Here is a 19,211-nt window from a genome sequence, read left to right on the forward strand (position 1 = left end):
AAAAATAAATTTATTTTATAAAATAGGCTAATAATTAAAACCTGAATAAAAACAAATCGAATGCAAAAACAAAAATCACAGAATGAAGAAATAAAAAACCCGCCATAAAAGCGGGTTTTTTATTCAACTAAAGAATCAGACGATCAATCCGTCACGTCCGGCACTTCACGACCGCCTTTGCGGCCTTCTGCCAACAGATTCAGATACGCCTCGTCCACATCGCCTGTCACGTACTCGCCGCTAAAGCAGGAAGACTCAAAACCGGCAAAGCGTGGGTTCAGGTCACGCAAGGACTGTTCCAGATCGTGCAGGTCCTGGTAGACCAGACCGTCCACACCAATTTCCTTGGCAACCTGATCCACATCACGACCCGTGGCGATCAGCTCGGACACGGTGGGCATGTCAATGCCGTACACGTTCGGGAAGCGTACCGGTGGCGCTGCGGAGGCAAAGAACACCTTGTTTGCACCTGCTGCACGAGCCATGTCCACGATCTGGCGGCTAGTGGTACCACGAACGATGGAGTCGTCCACCAGCAGCACATTCTTGCCCTGGAACTCCATGGGAATGGCGCTCAGCTTCTGACGCACGGACTTCTTGCGCACTTCCTGGCCGGGCATGATGAAGGTGCGGCCTACGTAGCGATTCTTGATGAAACCTTCACGGTAGTTGAGGTTCAGATGCGCCGCCAACTGCATGGCCGATGGGCGGGCCGAGTCAGGGATGGGCATCACCACATCGATATCAGCCAGACGCAGGTTCTTGGCGACGTTCTCGGCCAGGTACTCCCCCATCAGCAGACGGGCGTCGTACACCGACACACCATCGACCGTGGAGTCTGGGCGGGCAAAGTACACGTATTCAAAGACACAGGGGTTCAGGCGCGGATTCTCGGCGCACTGGCGGCTGCTGAGATTGCCGTCCAGATCAATGATGATGGCCTCGCCGGGCTCCACATCACGGACCAGCTCAAAGCCGCAACCGGTCAAGGCCACGGACTCGGAAGCAACCATCCATTCTTCACCTTTGGGGGTCACGTTGCGACCCAGGCACAAAGGACGAATCCCGTTTGGATCGCGGAAGGCAACCAGACCAAAGTTCGCAATTTGCGACACCACGGCGTAAGCACCACGGGCACGACGGTGCACGGCTGCCACGGCCTCAAACACTTCGTCCTGAGACAGCTCGGGGCCCGTGGCGGCACGTTGCAATTCGTGCGCGTACACATTGAGCAGAACCTCGGAGTCCGAGTTGGTGTTGATGTGGCGACGGTCAATGGTGAACAGCTCTTCACGCAGTTCACGCCAATTGGTCAGATTGCCGTTGTGCACAAAGCTCAGACCAAAGGGGGCATTGACGTAAAACGGCTGCGCCTCCTCCACGCTCTGGCTGGAGCCTGCAGTGGGGTAACGCACGTGGCCAATACCGCTATTGCCCGGCAAGGAGCGCATGTTGCGGGTGCGAAATACGTCCCGCACCAGGCCAAATGCCTTGTGCATGCTGAAGAACTGGTCGTGCCAGGTCGCCAGCCCCGCTGCATCCTGCCCGCGATGCTGCAGCAAGAGCAAACTGTCATAGATCAACTGATTTACAGGGCTGCGCGCAACAACCCCTACAACTCCACACATGATTGGTTCCCGTTAGTGTGTTCTCAATAAGGCAGCCATTCTGCCAGAGACGGCGGCAGCATGGCCTTAATCGACTGCACCGCGCGGATCGCAGGTTCGGCCAGCTTGGCCTGCTCCCACCACGGTTCTTTAGGTAAATCGGTATGTCCGGCCAGGATGACCAGAATCAGCACCAGCAACACCCCGCGAGCCAGACCAAACAGGCCGCCTAGTCCGTGATCGGCGGGCGTCAAACCCGTTTGCTCGATCAGGCTGGCCAGCAGCATGTTCAACAGGCCCACCAGCAGCAAGACCATAAAAAAAACGGCTCCGTAGGCCAAAGCCGTACGTAATAAGCCGTTTTCTACCCAGACTTGTATCCAGCCTGATGTGCGTGGCCCCCACCAGATTGCGGCCATGAAAGCCAGCAAATAGGCGCTGAGCGAAAGAACTTCCTTGATCAATCCGCGTATCAGGCCCAGAAGGCCTGACACACCCACAATTCCAAGGACGATATAGTCGAAGCTGCTCACTTAGCCGAGATAAAACTGTTCTCGTAACCGAGCGAGCGCAAGCGGGCCTGGGCTGCCTGTGCTGCTTCACGAGTGGGGAATGGGCCCACACGCAAACGATAGGTTGGCTTGCCACCGCTTTGTGCCGTCTCTACATAGGCATTGGTCACACCGGCCGATACCAGCTGATCACGACGCGACTGGGCATCGTTCTGGTTGGAATAGGCGACAATCTGCAAAATGAAGTTGCCTTGCTGCGCAGCCGGCTTGGCGGCAGCAGGGGCAGGTTTGTTCGGTACACGGCCTTCCAGCAGGGCCAGCGCGTAGGAGCCGTCATCCGTACGGCCATTTTGTGCAGGCGCTGGGGCTGGCTTGGGTTTTTCGACAGGCTTGGGTTTTTCAACCGGCTTGGGCGGCTCTGGACGGGTGGTCACAGGCGGCGGCTCAGTTGGGGTGCTTGGCGTAGTCACATGCGCAGGATCGGTTTCCAGACCGGGATTGACCACAGCCAGGCCTCCATCAGTACTGGTGGAAGGATCAGCGACCAGCGGCTCGTCAGGTTGCTCGATAACAGGAGCGGGCGTGCCCTCTTGCACCACCAACTCGCCAGGGCGAGTTTGCACCGTGCCCTGCCCCGTTGTCTGGCCAATCGGCCCCAAAGCCAGAGACTGCTCGGGCTCGGGCGGGGTTTTGTCGGCAGTCAGCATGGGCACCAGCACAACCACGGCCAAAACCAGAGCCAGCGCGCCGATCAGACGGCGACGAGCCCGTCCACGCAGTTCCGATAATTGTGAATCGCTGGAAGCACTGCCGCGGCGACCCGACGATGAGGAAGTATCGTTACGTGAAAATAAACCCATGAGCCCTAGACCTATGAAATAAGCAGTCTTACCGATATTCAGGAAGAAGAACGGTCGTTTGCGGCTTCAAGTATCGGCCCTACTGTCGCAAACGAGCCAAACACGACAATTCTATCATTGTCACTGGCCTCTTTTAATGCCGCCTCGTAAGCGAGCTGAGGACTGTTGTAACTGGATACGACTGCTGACGCTTTACTGACTGAAGCACGCGCAACGGGTCGAACGCCCGGGCGATGCGAACTGGATTCGGCTTCGGGTGCCAGCACATCATCAGGTGTCTCCCCACTGGCCAGCACAGAACGGACGTGATTGGCCAACTCCTCGCCCGACAGGCTGCGCGGACCTTCCAGACTGGCGCACATCCAGTGATCGATACGGGTAGCCATACGGGCGATTACACCGTCCACATCCTTGTCCTTGTACATGCCCACGACGGCAATCGTCTTGGGGTACGGCGGCATATTGTCCAGGTTCTGTGCCAGGGCAGCTGCGGCATGGGGATTGTGGGCCACGTCAAAAATCACACAAGGCTGGCCGGGTTGAATCTGGAAGCGGCCAGGCATGTGGGCACGCAACAAACCAGCGCGTACAGCCTGCGCAGGCACAGCCAGACGTGGGTGCAGCGACTCCAGCGCAGCCAATGCCGCGGAGGCATTCAGCAGTTGGTTCGCTCCACGCAAGGCCGGGTAAGCCAAGGCAGCGCGGCGCTGATTACGACCACCATAAGCCCATTGCTGGCGGTCGCCCGAATAGTTGAAATCTTTGCCAAACAGCCACAATTGGGCACCAATCTCCTGGGCGTAATCCAGCATGGTCTGTGGCGGTACGGGATCCGCACAGATCGCAGGACGATCAGCACGGAAAATATGGGCTTTCTCCCAGGCGACCTGCTCACGGGTGTTGCCCAGGTATTCAGCATGGTCGATATCAATGCTGGTAATGATGGAGCAGTCCGCATCAATGATATTGACGGCATCCAGTCGACCACCCAGCCCCACCTCCAGCACGGCAACATCAACCCGCTGCTCCTGGAACAGCAACAAGGCGGCCAGCGTGGAAAACTCGAAGTAAGTCAGTGTCAGATCGCCACGGGCTTCGTTGATACGGGCAAACTGCGCCGTGATCTGGGCATCCTCGGCCATCTCGCCATTCAAGCGAATGCGCTCGTTGTAGCGCACCAGATGCGGTGAGGCATACACGCCCACCTTGTAGGCCGCCGCCAGCAAAATCGCTTCCAGCATGGCGCAGGTCGAGCCTTTGCCGTTGGTGCCCCCCACCGTAATGACGACGGAATCCAGTTTGATGTTCAGACGTTGGGCAACCTCGCGAATCCGGCACAGGCCCAGATCGATGGCCGAGGGATGCAAAGTTTCCAGATAGGACAGCCAATCGCTCAGCGAGGAGTCGGCTTTCAGAACAGGATGAGTCATGGACAACACCAATTACAAAATAAAAACGGCAGGCGCTGATGATAGCACCTGCCGTGATCCAATACGCCTTAACTATCAGGCGAATACTGGTATTACTTGCGACGTGTGGGAGGCAAGTCCGTGCACGTCCCTTCTGCGACGGCAGCAGCCTTGCTGACCGACTCGCACAAGGTGGGGTGCGGGTGGATGGATTTGGCCAGATCGACCGGGTCCACGCCCATTTCGATAGCCAGCACCAGCTCGCCAATCAGCTCGCCCGCATTGGTACCGACGATACCGCCGCCCACGATACGGTGAGTTTCAGCATCGAACAGAACCTTGGTAAAGCCTTCGTCGCGGTTGTTGGCAATGGCACGACCCGAGGCAGCCCATGGGAACACGCCCTTCTCGACCTTGATACCGTCTTTCTTGGCCTGATCTTCTGTCAAACCCACCCAAGCGATTTCCGGATCGGTGTAAGCCACCGAAGGAATCACGCGGGCGTCAAAGAAGGATTTTTCACCGGCGATGACTTCAGCAGCCACATGCGCTTCGTGCTCGGCCTTATGTGCCAGCATGGGCTGACCCACAATGTCGCCAATCGCGTAGATGTGCGGCACGTTGGTACGCTGTTGCTTGTCAACCTGGATGAAACCACGGTCGGTAACCTGCACACCGGCTTTCTCGGCACCGATCTTCTTGCCATTGGGCGAGCGGCCCACGGCTTGCAGAACCAGGTCGTAACGCTGCGGCTCGGCCGGCGCGTTCTTGCCTTCGAAAGTCACCCAGATGCCGTCTTCGCGGGCTTCGGCGGCCACGGTGCTGGTTTCCAGCATCATGTGGTCGAAGCGATGCTTGTTCATCTTCTCCCACACCTTGACCACGTCGCGGTCTGCACCTGGCATCAAACCAGTTTGCATTTCCACCACGTCCAGGCGTGCGCCCAGAGCCGAGTACACCGTACCCATTTCCAGACCGATGATGCCACCGCCCACGATCAGCATGCGCTTGGGCACGGACTTCAGTTCCAGCGCGCCGGTGGAGTCCACCACGCGTGGATCGTCAGGCAGGAATGGCAGTTTTACCGACTGGCTACCGGCCGCAATAATGGCCGAACCGAACTTGATCACTTTCTTGGTGCCGTCGTTGGCGGTCACTTCGATGTGGTTGGGGTCTAGGAACTGGCCGTTACCGACCACAACCTGTACCTTGCGTCCCTTGGCCATACCGGCCAGACCGCCGGTCAACTTGCCGATCACCTTGTTCTTGTAATCGCGCAGCGCGTCGATGTCGATTTGCGCTTCACCGAACTTGATGCCGTGCGTCGCCAGGGACTTGGCTTCCTCGTAGACCGCTACGGTATGCAGCAAGGCCTTGGAAGGAATACAACCCACATTCAGACACACACCACCCAAGGTGCTGTAACGCTCGACCAGAGCTACTTTCAGGCCCAGGTCAGCGGCACGAAAAGCTGCGTTGTAACCGCCAGGGCCAGCGCCCAGAACGACCACATCCACGGAATCATCCGCAGCACCCTGATGGCTGGCAGCCTGCGGAGCAGGTGCTGCAGCCGGAGCGGCAGCGGCAGGAGCCGCCGCTGCTTTAGGCGCTTCTTCTTGTTTAGCGGGTGCAGCAGCAGGAGCGGCTTGGCCCTCCGACGCTTCAATCTTGGCAATGGCCGAACCCTGGGAGACCTTGTCACCCACTTTGACCAGCAATTCCTTGATCACCCCTGCCTGGGCGGCAGGGATTTCCATAGAGGCCTTGTCGGACTCCACGGTGATCAGGCTTTGCTCGACTTCGACGGTATCACCAACCTGCACCAGCACTTCAATAACATCCACCTCGCCGGAGTCACCGATATCCGGGACCGTCAGATCAATCAGACTCATGACAACTCCTTACAGTGCGATGCGACGGAAGTCGGCCAGCATCGTTGCCAGGAAGGCATTGAAACGGGCGGCGGCGGCACCATCGATAACGCGGTGATCGTAGGACAGGGACAGAGGCAGCATCAGGCGTGGCTCAAATTCCTTGCCATTCCAGACTGGCTGCATGGAGGAACGCGACAGACCCAGAATGGCCACTTCTGGCGCATTGATGATGGGTGTGAAGTCCGTACCGCCAATACCGCCCAGCGAGGAAATGGTGAAGCAACCGCCTTGCATTTGGGCTGCGCTCAGCTTGCCGTCACGGGCAGCGGCGGCCAGTTCGCCCGTTTCACGAGCGATATCCAGAATGCCTTTCTTGTCGGCATCACGGATAACCGGCACAACCAGACCGTTAGGCGTATCAGCGGCAAAACCGATGTGGTAGTACTGCTTGAGCACCAGATTATCGCCGTCCAGCGAGGCGTTGAACTCGGGGAATTTCTTCAGGGCAGCCACGGCAGCCTTGATGACGAAAGCCAGCATGGTGACGCGAGCGCCGGACTTCTTGTATTCCTCATTCAGCTCTTTGCGCAGAGCTTCCAGAGAGGTGATATCGGCCACATCGTTATTGGTGACATGAGGAATCATGACCCAGTTGCGATGCAGGTTGGCACCCGAAATCTTCTTGATGCGCGACAGAGCCTGGGTTTCGACCGGGCCAAATTTGGCAAAGTCGACCTTGGGCCAGGCCAGCACATCCAGACCACCGACCTGGGCAGCGGTACCCGCCGCCGTCACCGGAGCAGCACCGCCCGCCATGACTTGCTTCACGAAGCCACGCACGTCGTCAGCCGTAATACGACCTTTATTACCCGAGCCATGAACCTTGCTCAGATCCACGCCCAGTTCGCGAGCGAACTTGCGCACGCTAGGCGAAGCGTGAGGCAGATTGCGCAGGGAGCCTTCCGCCTCGGCAAAGGAAGCCGTAGGCGACACACGCTCTGGAGCCGGCGCACCGGCACCGACCACCACCGAGGAGCTGGCAGCAGGGGCAGCAGGAGCGGGAGCCGCTTCTGCTTTAGGAGCAGGAGCCGCTTCGGCCTTGGCTGGCGCAGGAGCTGCAGCAGCACCTTGCACTGTCAGTTCCAGAATGTCGCTACCCTGGCTGACCTTGTCACCCAGTTTCACTTTGATGGCCGTAACCACACCGGCGTGGGAAGACGGCACTTCCATGGAAGCCTTGTCCGATTCCACGGTAATCAGGCTTTGATCCACTTCAATGGTGTCACCCACTTGCACCATGATTTCGATAACGTCCACATCGCGGGCGTCGCCAATATCAGGCACTTGAACGGTAACTTGCTGTTCACCACCGGCCGGCGCTGCCGCGGCAGCGGCAGGAGCCGCTGCGGGCGCAGCTTCAGCTTTAGGAGCGGGAGCAGCTTCAGCCTTGGCAGGCTCAGCGGCAGGCGCGGCCTGCGCGCCTTCGGCGGCTTCCAGTTCCAGAACCAGGCTGCCTTCCTTAACCTTGTCGCCCAGCTTGACCTTGATCGACTTGACCACGCCAGCGTCGGACGATGGGATTTCCATGGAGGCCTTGTCGGACTCCACGGTGATCAGGCTTTGCTCGACCTCAATGGTCTCGCCTTCCTTGACCAGGATTTCGATCACTTCGACAGCGTCGTCAGCACCGATATCCGGGATTTTGACTTGAATGATATTGCTCATGGTTCAGTCCCTTATGCGTGGTGCGGGTTGGCCTTGGAAGGATTGATGCCGTATTTGGCAATCGCCTCGGACGCTTTGCTGAACGGAATCTTGCCGTCTTCAGCCAGAGCGCGCAGAGCAGCCAGCACCACGAAGTGACGATCAACCTCAAAGTGCTCGCGCAGCTTGAAGCGGTAGTCGGAACGGCCGAAACCATCGGTACCCAGCACTTTGAACGTGCGATCCTTGGGTACGAACGGACGAATCTGGTCGCCAAAGGCCTTGATGTAGTCGGTGGAGACCACAATAGGACCGTCGGTTTTGGCCAGCTGAGTCGTCACGTAAGGTACGGGCAGATCCTTGCCTTCAGGATTCAACAGCGCAGCACGCTCGCAATCCAGACCATCACGACGCAATTCGGTAAAGCTGGTCACGCTCCAGACATCAGAGCCAATGCCCCAGTCTTTTTCCAGCAGTTCCTGTGCAGCGATCACTTCGCGCAGAATCGTGCCCGAACCCATCAGTTGAACGCGCAGCTTGCTGTCCTTGGCAACCGACTTGAACTTGTACATGCCGCGCAGGATGCCTTCTTCGTCGCCTTCAACCAGACCGGGCTGAGCGTAGTTCTCGTTCATCAGCGTGACATAGTAGTACACGTCTTCCTGATCCTGAACCATGCGCTTCAGACCGTGCTGCATGATGACAGCCACTTCGTGAGCGAAGGTTGGGTCGTAGGATACGCAGTTAGGAATCAGCGAGGACTGAATATGGCTGTGGCCATCTTCGTGCTGCAAACCTTCACCGTTCAGGGTGGTGCGACCGGCAGTGCCGCCCAGCACGAAACCGCGTGCCTTCATGTCACCCGCTGCCCAGGCCAGATCGCCAAAGCGCTGGAAGCCGAACATGGAGTAGTAAATGAAGAACGGGATCATGATGCGGTTGCTGTTGGAGTACGACGTGGCCGCCGCAATCCAGGAGCTGAATGCACCCTGCTCGTTAATACCTTCCTGCAACAACTGACCATTGGCCGTTTCGCGGTAGTACATGACCTGGTCTTTATCGACCGGGGTGTACTTCTGGCCTTCCGGTGCGTAAATACCGATCTGACGGAACAGACCTTCCATACCAAAGGTACGGGATTCATCAGCCAGGATAGGTACGGCACGAGGACCGACCTGCTTGTCGCGCAGCAAGGTGTTGAAGAAACGCACAAAGGCTTGGGTCGTGGAAATTTCACGGCCTTCGGCAGTGGCTTCCAGCATGGGCTTGAACGCATCCAGTGTTGGCACCGTCAGCTGTTCATCGGCCTTGTTGCGACGCTTGGGCAGGTAGCCGCCCAATGCCTGACGGCGGGCGTGCAGGTATTGCATTTCTGGAGAGTCGTCAGCTGGCTTGAAGTAAGGCAGCTCTTCCAGCTTGTCATCAGGAACCGGGATGTTGAAACGGTCGCGGAATTCGCGCACGGCGTCCAGATCCAGGCTCTTTTGTTGGTGCGAGGGGTTCTTGGCCTGACCAACGTGGCCCATGCCGTAGCCCTTGATGGTCTTGGCCAGAATAACGGTAGGCTGACCTTCGTGCTTGGTGGCGGCGTCAAACGCAGCGTACACCTTGTGAGGATCGTGACCGCCACGGTTCAGGCGCCAGATGTCCTCGTCGCTCATGCGGCTGACCATTTCCAGCAGCTTGGGGTGCTTGCCAAAGAAGTGCTCGCGAACGTAGGCACCGTCGTTGGCCTTGTAGGCCTGGTATTCGCCGTCCACGGTTTCTTCCATGACCTTGCGCAGGATGCCTTCCTTGTCGCGGGCCAGCAATGGATCCCAGTAACCGCCCCAGATCAGTTTCAGCACGTTCCAGCCAGCACCACGGAAGGTACCTTCCAGTTCCTGGATGATCTTGCCGTTACCGCGTACAGGACCGTCCAGACGCTGCAAGTTACAGTTCACGATAAAAATCAGGTTGTCCAGCTTTTCACGTGCAGCCAGACCAATGGCGCCCAGGGATTCGGGTTCGTCCATCTCGCCGTCGCCCAGGAACACCCAGACTTTACGGCCGCTGGTATCGGCAATGCCACGGGCATGCAGGTACTTCAGGAAACGCGCCTGGTAGATCGCCATCAATGGGCCCAGGCCCATGGAGACGGTGGGGAACTGCCAGAATTCGGGCATCAGCTTGGGATGCGGGTAGGATGGCAAACCTTTGCCATCGACTTCTTGACGGAAGTTGTTCAGCTGCTCTTCGGAGATGCGGCCTTCCATGAAGGCGCGGGCGTAAATACCGGGCGAGGAGTGGCCCTGGAAGAACACCATATCGCCGCCGCGATCTTCGGTTTCAGCATGCCAGAAATGGTTCTGACCGCAGCCAATCATGGTGGCCAGAGAAGCAAACGAGGCAATGTGACCGCCCAGACCGCCGCCATCGGGAGGGGTTTCACGGTTAGCGCGCACCACCATGGCCATGGCGTTCCAGCGGATGTAGGAACGGATACGCTCTTCGAGCACCAGATTGCCCGGGTGGGCAGGTTCCAGACCGGGAGGAATCGTGTTCTCGTAAGCCGTGTTGGGCGAGAACGGGATGTGAGCGCCGGAGCGACGGGCCAGATCGATCAGCTTTTCGATCAGATCGTGAGCACGGGCCGGGCCTTCACGGTCCACCACCGCTTCCAGGGCGTCAAGCCACTCTTTTGTTTCTAGGGCTTGGTCTTGACTGACCTGAGCCGAACTATTGTCTTGGGTTGAGGACATATAGTGTCTCCATATATGTGGTAGTAGTCCGGTCTTGCTCGACGCTGAGCCGCCCATCTAATAAGAAGTAAAGCGATCCTGACCGAAGCGGGTATTGCGGACTGTGAGCGTTCAAGGCGGGGTACGCCTGCACCAAACCATTCTAGGAAAGAACACAGAAACGCTCAAGCAAAATTTCATTTTATGGTATGTGTTTTCATAATACGAAATATCACTAAAAAAAATAGCCCTACATTACAATCCAGCCATACTTCTTTTCTTGCTGTTATGGCTACTCATCCCAAAAAGTCTCTGATCCCTTCAACCTTCTATGATCAGGCCAAGCAGAATCGGCGTGGATTCTATTGGCTGACACCGGTTGTCGTGCTGTTTCTCTACCTCTGTGTCATGGGGGTATTCCTGTGGCTGCAGCGTTTGCAAAACGATAGCGTCATGTTTGTGACCATCGATCAGGAAACGCGCCAGCAACGCCTGATGATGGTGATTTTGGCCCTGTCCCTGGTGATTGTGGTCAGCTTGCTGGCCCTGTGGCGCTATACCCGCTTCCGCACCCATGCCGAGGCAGCACAAACCGCCGAGACGGGTTTCCGGCGTGCCATGGAAAACTCCATGTCCACGGGGATGCGCGTTTTTGACATGCAGGGCCGCATCGCTTATGTGAATCCGGCTTTTTGCAGAATGATTGGCTGGAATGAGGCCGATCTGGTCGGTCGCACCGCCCCTTTCCCTTACTGGTTACCCGGTCGTCATCAACAGCACCAGGAAACCCTGGATCTTTTGCTGTCTGGCCGCACGCCCAGCAGTGGTCTGGAAGTGGAGGCTCAACGCCGCGATGGCTCACGCTTTACCGCCCGTATGTATGTCTCGCCCCTGCGTGCCCCTAATGGAGAGCAGATCGGCTGGATGACCTCCATGACGGACATTACCGAACCCAAGCGCATTCGCGAAGCCTTGACCGCCGCGCATGAACGCTTCATGACGGTGCTGGAAGGTCTGGATGATGCCATTTCCGTAGTGGCCGATACCTCCGACGGCCTGGAGTTGCTGTTTGCCAACCGTACCTATCGTCGCTTCTTTGGTGCCCAATCCAATGGCCACGCTGAACTGCTGGGTGGCCGTCTGGGTCGCTTTACGGATGAAACCGTAGAGATCTACTCCGAATCGGCGGCCCGCTGGTTTGAAGTCCATCACCGTATGCTGGCCTGGACGGATGGCCGTCGTGTGCGTCTGCAAGTGGCGCGCGACATTACCGACCGTCGCAAGCACGAAGAAGCCTCACGTATTCAGCAGGAAAAAGTGCAGCTGACCAGCCGCCTGACCACCATGGGCGAAATGGCTTCCTCGCTGGCGCACGAATTGAACCAGCCGCTGACGGCCATCAATAACTACAGCATGGGTGCAGTCGCCATGCTGAAATCCGGTCGCTACCAGCCTGAAACCCTGCTGGCCGCGTTGGAAAAAGCGGCCCAGCAAGCCGAGCGCGCGGGCAAGATCATCAGCCGCATTCGTGAATTTGTGAAGCGTAGCGAACCGCGCCGCGTCCGCGTCAAGGTCATGCGTATTGTGGAAAATGCCGTCGGCTTTGCCGAAATCGACGCCCGCAAGCGCCAAATTGAAATTGAATTGAGCATTCCTGATCCGGTTCCTGACGTCATTGCCGACCCCATTCTCATAGAACAGGTATTATTGAATCTGCTCAAAAATGGGATCGAAGCCATGGAACACAGCGAGCATCATGTGCTTCAATTGGTGATTACCCAACAAGAATCGCTTTTGGAGATGGCCGTCATCGATCGCGGTCATGGCTTGAAAGACCCCGAGCGCCTCTTTGAACCGTTTTACAGTACCAAGTCCGAAGGCCTTGGGATGGGCCTGAATATCTGTCGCACAATTATTGAATCGCATCACGGCCGCCTGTGGGCAGTCGGCAATCCAGAGGGTGGAACGATTTTCCGTTTCAGTCTACCTTGTGCGGCACCGGATGTAGCGGACACCCTTGATAACAAACTGGAGATACCCGAATGACCAGCCCGCAAATGCCATGCACCATTTACGTAGTCGATGACGACGAAGCCGTACGGGACTCCTTGCGCTGGCTCCTGGAAGCCAATGGCTACCGGGTCCGCTGCTTTGCATCGGGCGAAGAGTTTCTGGGCGCCTACGACCCCGCCCAGGTAGCCGTCCTGATTGTGGACGTGCGCATGCCCGGCATGAGCGGCCTGGAGCTGCAGGAAGCCCTGATCGCTCGCAAGTCGAACATCCCGATTGTGTTCATTACCGGCCACGGTGACGTGCCCATGGCCGTGAGCACCATGAAGAAAGGCGCTATCGACTTTCTGGAAAAACCCTTTAACGAAGCCGATCTGCGCACCATTGTCAGCCGCATGATCGAACAGGCTACGGCGCGTGCCTCGCAAGCGCAGGCGCAAAAAGATCAACAAGAAGTCCTGGGCCGCCTGACAGCGCGCGAACAGCAAGTGCTGGAACGCATTGTTGCCGGTCGCCTGAACAAGCAGATTGCTGGGGACTTGAACATCAGCATTAAAACTGTCGAAGCGCATCGCGCCAATATCATGGAAAAACTGGAAGTCACTACGGTTGCCGACCTCATGAAAATCGCCCTCACCAAGTCCGAGGATGCGTAAATGAGTGCTCGCATTATTGATGGAAAAAAGCTGTCCACGGCCATCAAGGCGGACGTTGCAGAACGTGTTGCCAAGCTGAAACAAACCCACGGCATTCAAGCCGGTTTGACCGTGGTGCTGGTCGGTGAAGATCCGGCCTCCCAGGTCTATGTACGCAACAAGGGCCTGGCGTGTGAAGCCGCCGGCCTGAAGTCCGAAATCATCCGCCTGCCGGCTGACACCACCGAAACCAAGCTGCTGGCCCTGATCACCCGCTTGAATCAGGACAGCTCGGTGCACGGCATTCTGGTTCAATTGCCCCTGCCCGCCCACCTGGACGAGCACAAGGTGATTGAAACCATTGCTCCGCACAAGGACGTGGATGGTTTCCACGTCAGCAATGCCGGCATGCTCATGACAGGCAAGCCGCTGTTTGCCCCCTGCACGCCCTACGGTGTCATGAAGATGCTGGAGTCCGAAAACGTGGCGCTGCGCGGTGCAGAAGCCGTGGTGGTCGGTGCCAGCAATATCGTGGGCAAACCCATGGCCATGCTCTTGCTCGCTGCGGGCGCTACCGTCACCCTCTGTAATTCCAAAACGCGTGATCTGGCTGCCCAGACCCGCCGCGCCGATGTGCTGGTGGCTGCCGTAGGCCGTCCCGGCATCATTACCGGCGATATGATCAAGCCCGGTGCCGTCGTGATTGACGTCGGTATCAACCGCGGTGCCGATGGCAAGCTGTGCGGTGACGTGGACTTTGCCAGCGCCAGCGAAGTGGCTTCGGCCATTACGCCCGTACCTGGCGGCGTGGGCCCCATGACCATTGCCATGCTGCTGGTCAACACTTTGGAAGCGGCCGAACGCTCGGCCAACATCAGTCTTTAATTTAATCAACGGTTTATGACGACAAATCCCTTACTGGTTCCTATCGACAGTCTTATTGACTATCCCGCCATCCAGCCCGAGCACATCGAGCAGGCGGTGGACCAACTGCTGGCCTTGGCCCGCCAAGCCGTAGACACAGTCTCCAACGACGATAGCGAACCCAGTTGGGACAACATCGTCGAGCCCATCACCGACGCCACCGAAACCTTGTATCGCGCCTGGTCGGTGGCCGGTCACCTGAACTCGGTCATCAATACGCCCGAGCTGCGCACGGTGTACAACCAGTGCCTGCCGCGCATGAGCGAGTTCTCGACCTGGGTGGGCTTGAACCGTCCTTTGTTCCTGCGTTATCAGGCGCTGGCCGACAGCCCGGCCTTTGCCGCTCTGACGCCCCAGCGCCAACGCATCATTACCCTGGCCCTGCGCGATTTCCGCCTGAGTGGCGTGCAACTGGAAGGTCAGGCGCGTGATGACTATGCCCGTATTTCCGAAGAGCTGGCACAGACTTCGCAGCAATTCTCCGAGCACGTACTGGATGCCATTGATCAGTGGCATTACCTGGTCACCGACCAGGCCGAGCTGGACGGTATCCCGGACGACGTGCTGGCCGCTGCCCAACGCGCTGCTCAGGAAAACGATCAGCAAGGCTGGCGTCTGACGCTGAAAATGCCTTGCTACCTGCCTGTCATGCAATACGCACGCAACCAGACCTTGCGCGAGTTGATGTACCGGGCCTATACCACCATTGCCTCCGACCAAGGCGATACCCAATTTGATAACTCCCAGGCCATTGAAACGCTGCTGAACCTGCGCGCCCAGGAAGCCAGCCTGCTGGGATTTGCCAGCTACGCCCATATGCGTCTGGAAACCCGCATGGCCGACACCCCTGAACAGGTGATGAGCTTCTTGCGCGATCTGGCCGCCAAGGCCCGTCCCTACGCCCGCCAGGATCTGGACGAGCTGCAAGCCTTTGCCCAGAAAGAGCTGGGTCTGGAAACCCTGCAAGCCTGGGATGTACCGTTCAGCGCCGAGCGTCTGCGCGAACAGCGCTACGCCTACTCGGAAGACGAGGTCAAACAGTACTTCACCGAACCTGCTGTGCTGAGCGGCCTGTTCAAAGTCATTCAGCGCTTGTTTGATGTAACACTGCGTGCCGCCGACGCCCCCGTCTGGCACCCTGCCGTGCGTCCTTTTGAAGTCATGGCTTCCGACGGCAAGGTGCTGGGCTACCTGTACATGGACCTGCACGCCCGTCAAGGCAAGCAAGGCGGTGCCTGGGTGGATAGCGAACGCAGCCGTCGTCGCCTGGGTGAAGAGCTGTGCCTGCCTATTGCCTACCTGGTGTGCAACTTTGCCGAACCCCAGCCCGGTCGCCCCGCCCTGCTCACGCATGACGATGTGATCACCTTGTTCCATGAATCCGGCCACGCCCTGCATACCCTGCTCTCGCGTGTGGACGATCCGGCCGCTTCGGCCTTCTCCGCCGTGGAATGGGACGCCATCGAACTGCCTTCGCAGTTCATGGAGAATTTCTGCTGGGAATGGCCTGTCGTGCAGATGCTGACTGCCCACGTGGAAACCGGCGAGCACCTGCCCCGTGCGCTCTACAACAAGCTGAACCTGGCCCGCAACTTCCAGAGCGGCATGCAAATGGTGCGCCAGCTGGAGTTCTCCCTGTTCGACATGCTGATTCACTCGCGTGACAGCGGCCTGAGCATTGATGCCGTCATGGAAATTCTGGATCAGGTACGCCAGGAAGTCGCCGTGCTGTTCCCGCCTGAGTGGCACCGTTTCCCGCATCAGTTCTCGCACTTGTTTGCGGGTGGCTACGGCGCGGGTTACTACAGCTACAAATGGGCTGAAGTCCTGTCCGCCGACGCCTACTCGGCCTTTGAGGAAAAAGCCTATACCCACTCGGATGGGGCACGTGATACCCTCGACAGCAATACGGGTCATCGCTTCTGGCGGGAGATTCTGTCCGTAGGGGGCGAGCGCCCGGCTGCCGACTCCTTCCGTGCTTTCCGTGGCCGCGATCCTTCAATTACCGCCCTGCTCCGTCACAGCGGGCTCACTCCAGAGCCAGCCTAAACCCAGAGGACGTCCATGATACCCAGCCCAGCAAAGTCCATTCTTGTCTTGTTTAAACAGTTTGGCCTGACACTGGCGCTGGGCTTGTTCCTGCTAGGCAGCGCTGCCGCTGCCAATCTGCATCCCGTACGCGGCTTCCTGCCCGATCTGCGCTTGTCCCTGCAAGCGGCTGGTCCCAAAACCGTCACCCAGGATGACTTCAAGGATAAAGTCGTCATGATGTTTTTTGGCTATGCCAGTTGTCCGGATATTTGCCCTACCACCTTGGCCCAGCTGGGCCTGGTCATGGAAGAACTGGGGAACGATGCCGAGCAGGTGCGCATCATCTTTGTCAGTGTGGACCCCCACCGCGATACGCCCGACTCCCTGGCCCGTTATGTGGCCGCCTTTGATGGCAAGCACACCACAGGACTGACAGGCTCTGAAAAGCAAATTGCCGATCTGGCCCGTCGTTACCGGGTAGCCTTCCAGATTGAAAAGCCCGATCCCAAAGCGCCCGAGAACTACGAGGTCTCGCACAGCCGTGGCGTATATATCTTCGATCAACAAGGCCGAGCGCGGTATCTGGCACCGGACACCGAATCGGTGCAGGTTCTGGCCGATGGGGTGCGCAGTTTGCTGAACTAAACGGGCTTGGCCCTGAATCAAACCTCAGATCAGACCGGCCAACAGCGCCCTCAGCACAACAACAACAGGCAAAGCATCGGGGTGGGTGTTCCCGTGCCTGGTGAGACACAGGAACACCCGTCCCCTTTTGTATCAGCCTCCGTGTCGTGTGCTCTGACGTTCAGCCACCAGATCCTGCACCATGGACCTGGGCACTTCCGCGTAACGCTTGAACTCCATGGTGTATGTTGCACGGCCCTGGGACATGGAACGCAGCGTGGTGGCATAGCCAAACATTTCGGACAAAGGCACTTCCGCCTTGATCAGCTTGCCCGCCCCCACCATGTCATCCATACCCTGCACCATGCCACGGCGGCTGGACAGATCGCCCATCACATTGCCGGCATAGTCTTCAGGCGTTTCCACTTCCACCGCCATCATGGGCTCAAGGATCACGGGTGATGCCTGCTTGGCCGCTTCCTTGAAACCAAAGATCGCCGCCATCTTGAAGGCTTGCTCGGACGAGTCCACATCGTGGTAGGAACCGAAGGTCAAGGTGACTTTCACATCCACCACGGGATAGCCCGCCAGCACACCACTGTTCAGGGCCTCCAGCACACCTTTTCCACTGCCGGAATGTACTCACGCGGCACCACCCCGCCCTTGATGGCATCGACAAACTCAAAGCCCTTGCCTGCCTCTTGTGGCTCCAGCGTGAAGACCACATGGCCGTACTGTCCTTTACCACCGGACTGACGCACGAACTTGCCTTCGACATCCCGCACGGTCTTGCTGATCGTTTCCCGGTAGGCCACTTGCGGTTTGCCCACATTGGCTTCCACGCCAAACTCGCGCTTCATGCGATCCACAATGATCTCCAGATGCAGCTCGCCCATACCGCCAATAATCGTCTGGCCCGACTCCTCGTCCGTGCTGACATGAAAGGACGGATCTTCTGAAGCCAGACGCGAGAGCGCAATCCCCATCTTCTCCTGATCGGACTTGGTCTTGGGCTCCACGGCCTGACGAATCACCGGCTCGGGAAACTCCATGCGCTCCAGCGTGATGATGGCCGATGGATCACACAGGGTTTCACCTGTACTGACCTCTTTCAGGCCAACGCAGGCCGCAATATCACCCGCATGCAGCTCATCGACTTCATGCCTGTCATTGGCATGCATCTGCACAATCCGACCAATACGCTCTTTCTTGCCACGGCCCGGAATATAGACGCTATCACCCTTGGCCAGCACACCGGAATACACTCGCACAAAGGTCAGCTGGCCGACATAAGGGTCCGTCATCAACTTGAATGCCAGTGCCGAGAACTTCTCATTGTCGTCAGATTGACGAGTGACGATTTCACCAGCCTCGTCCACGCCCTGCACAGCGGGCACATCGACGGGAGAAGGCAGCAGCTCCACCACCGCATCCAGCATGCGTTGTACGCCCTTGTTCTTGAAGGCCGAGCCGCACAGCATGGGCTGAATCTCTCCGGCAATGGTGCGCAAGCGCAGGCCCAGCGTAATCTGGGCCACGCTCAGCTCACCCGTTTCCAGGTACTGATTCATCAGCTCTTCATTGGCTTCTGCCGCCGCTTCCAACATGCGCTCACGCCACTGCCTGGCCGTAGCGAGCAGATCATCAGGGATGTCCTCAAAACTGAACCTCATGCCCTGAGTAGCCTCGTCCCACACGATCGCTTTCATCAAGCGCAGGTCGATCACGCCCTTGAAGCCATCTTCAGCGCCCATAGGAATCACCACAGGCACAGGATTGGCCTTGAGGCGGTCCACCATCATCTGACGTACACGGAAGAAATCCGCCCCCACGCGGTCCATCTTGTTGACGAAGGCCAGGCGCGGCACCTTGTACTTGTTGGCCTGACGCCACACCGTTTCAGATTGCGGCTGTACCCCGCCGACGGCGTCATACACCATGACCGCGCCGTCCAGCACGCGCATGGAGCGTTCAACCTCGATGGTGAAATCCACGTGGCCGGGAGTGTCGATGATATTGATGCGGTGCTCGGGCAGCGAGCCATCCATGCCTCGCCAAAAGCAGGTGGTGGCCGCCGAAGTAATGGTGATGCCACGCTCCTGCTCCTGGCTCATCCAGTCCATGGTGGCCGCCCCGTCATGCACTTCCCCCAGCTTGTGACTGACGCCGGTGTAGAAAAGAATGCGCTCCGTCGTAGTGGTTTTACCAGCGTCAATATGCGCCGAGATACCAATGTTCCGATAGCGAGTGATGGGTGTATGGCGAGCCATGATGATTGTCCTTGGAGTCGTCCTGCCTTGC

The 19,211-nt window shown here is 58.1% G+C and carries 12 protein-coding genes and 1 pseudogene; 5 read left to right on the plus strand and 8 right to left on the minus strand.

Going from position 1 to position 19,211, the window contains the following annotated elements; translation table 11 throughout:
• Positions 1–143: 143 nt before the first annotated feature.
• From purF to aceE, 7 genes are all read right to left on the minus strand, one after another.
• Positions 144–1,628, minus strand: coding sequence for an amidophosphoribosyltransferase (purF, locus tag CPY64_RS08680; protein WP_026483292.1), 1,485 nt, complete (start codon positions 1,626–1,628; stop codon positions 144–146).
• A gap of 23 nt (positions 1,629–1,651) precedes the next feature.
• On the minus strand, positions 1,652–2,140 hold the full coding sequence (locus CPY64_RS08685; protein WP_009457028.1) for a CvpA family protein: 489 nt from the start codon (positions 2,138–2,140) through the stop codon (positions 1,652–1,654).
• Positions 2,137–2,979 carry an SPOR domain-containing protein gene (locus CPY64_RS08690; protein WP_042480806.1) on the minus strand — a complete coding sequence of 281 codons (843 nt, stop codon included), beginning with the start codon at positions 2,977–2,979 and terminating at the stop codon, positions 2,137–2,139. The genes CPY64_RS08685 and CPY64_RS08690 overlap by 4 nt, the downstream gene beginning before the upstream one ends.
• A 38-nt stretch (positions 2,980–3,017) precedes the next feature.
• Complete coding sequence (gene folC / locus CPY64_RS08695; protein WP_410171127.1) at positions 3,018–4,415, minus strand: bifunctional tetrahydrofolate synthase/dihydrofolate synthase; 1,398 nt, start codon at positions 4,413–4,415, stop codon at positions 3,018–3,020.
• Between the two features lie 86 nt (positions 4,416–4,501).
• Entirely contained in the window at positions 4,502–6,280 is a 1,779-nt protein-coding gene (gene lpdA / locus CPY64_RS08700; RefSeq protein ID WP_042480811.1) for a dihydrolipoyl dehydrogenase, read from the minus strand.
• A 9-nt stretch (positions 6,281–6,289) separates the two neighbouring features.
• Positions 6,290–7,987 carry a dihydrolipoyllysine-residue acetyltransferase gene (gene aceF / locus CPY64_RS08705; protein WP_042480813.1) on the minus strand — a complete coding sequence of 566 codons (1,698 nt, stop codon included), beginning with the start codon at positions 7,985–7,987 and terminating at the stop codon, positions 6,290–6,292.
• An 11-nt stretch (positions 7,988–7,998) separates the two neighbouring features.
• Positions 7,999–10,707 (minus strand): pyruvate dehydrogenase (acetyl-transferring), homodimeric type, encoded by a 2,709-nt coding sequence (gene aceE / locus CPY64_RS08710; RefSeq protein WP_042480814.1) that lies wholly within the window; start codon positions 10,705–10,707, stop codon positions 7,999–8,001.
• 267 nt (positions 10,708–10,974) lie between these two features.
• Here aceE and CPY64_RS08715 point away from each other — a divergent pair, with 267 nt between their 5' ends.
• Genes CPY64_RS08715 through CPY64_RS08735 form a run of 5 tightly spaced genes read left to right on the plus strand, consistent with a single transcriptional unit; the run spans position 10,975 to position 16,931 of the window.
• Complete coding sequence (locus CPY64_RS08715) at positions 10,975–12,732, plus strand: PAS domain-containing sensor histidine kinase (protein ID WP_042480816.1); 1,758 nt, start codon at positions 10,975–10,977, stop codon at positions 12,730–12,732.
• Complete coding sequence (locus CPY64_RS08720; RefSeq protein ID WP_042480818.1) at positions 12,729–13,352, plus strand: response regulator transcription factor; 624 nt, start codon at positions 12,729–12,731, stop codon at positions 13,350–13,352. Before CPY64_RS08715 ends, CPY64_RS08720 begins: the two co-directional genes overlap by 4 nt.
• A complete protein-coding gene (folD, locus tag CPY64_RS08725) occupies positions 13,353–14,216 on the plus strand; it encodes a bifunctional methylenetetrahydrofolate dehydrogenase/methenyltetrahydrofolate cyclohydrolase FolD (protein ID WP_042480821.1) in 864 nt (287 codons plus the stop codon).
• Between the two features lie 15 nt (positions 14,217–14,231).
• A complete protein-coding gene (locus CPY64_RS08730; RefSeq protein WP_042480825.1) occupies positions 14,232–16,304 on the plus strand; it encodes a M3 family metallopeptidase in 2,073 nt (690 codons plus the stop codon).
• A 15-nt stretch (positions 16,305–16,319) separates the two neighbouring features.
• Positions 16,320–16,931: an SCO family protein gene (locus CPY64_RS08735; protein WP_042480828.1), complete on the plus strand. Its 612-nt coding sequence runs from the start codon at positions 16,320–16,322 to the stop codon at positions 16,929–16,931.
• 132 nt (positions 16,932–17,063) lie between these two features.
• Here the strand turns inward: CPY64_RS08735 and fusA are convergent.
• Positions 17,064–19,180: pseudogene (gene fusA, locus CPY64_RS08740) on the minus strand (elongation factor G).
• Positions 19,181–19,211: the final 31 nt, after the last annotated feature.

Source organism: Alcaligenes faecalis (assembly GCF_002443155.1).
In the GTDB taxonomy this organism is placed as follows: domain Bacteria; phylum Pseudomonadota; class Gammaproteobacteria; order Burkholderiales; family Burkholderiaceae_B; genus Alcaligenes; species Alcaligenes faecalis.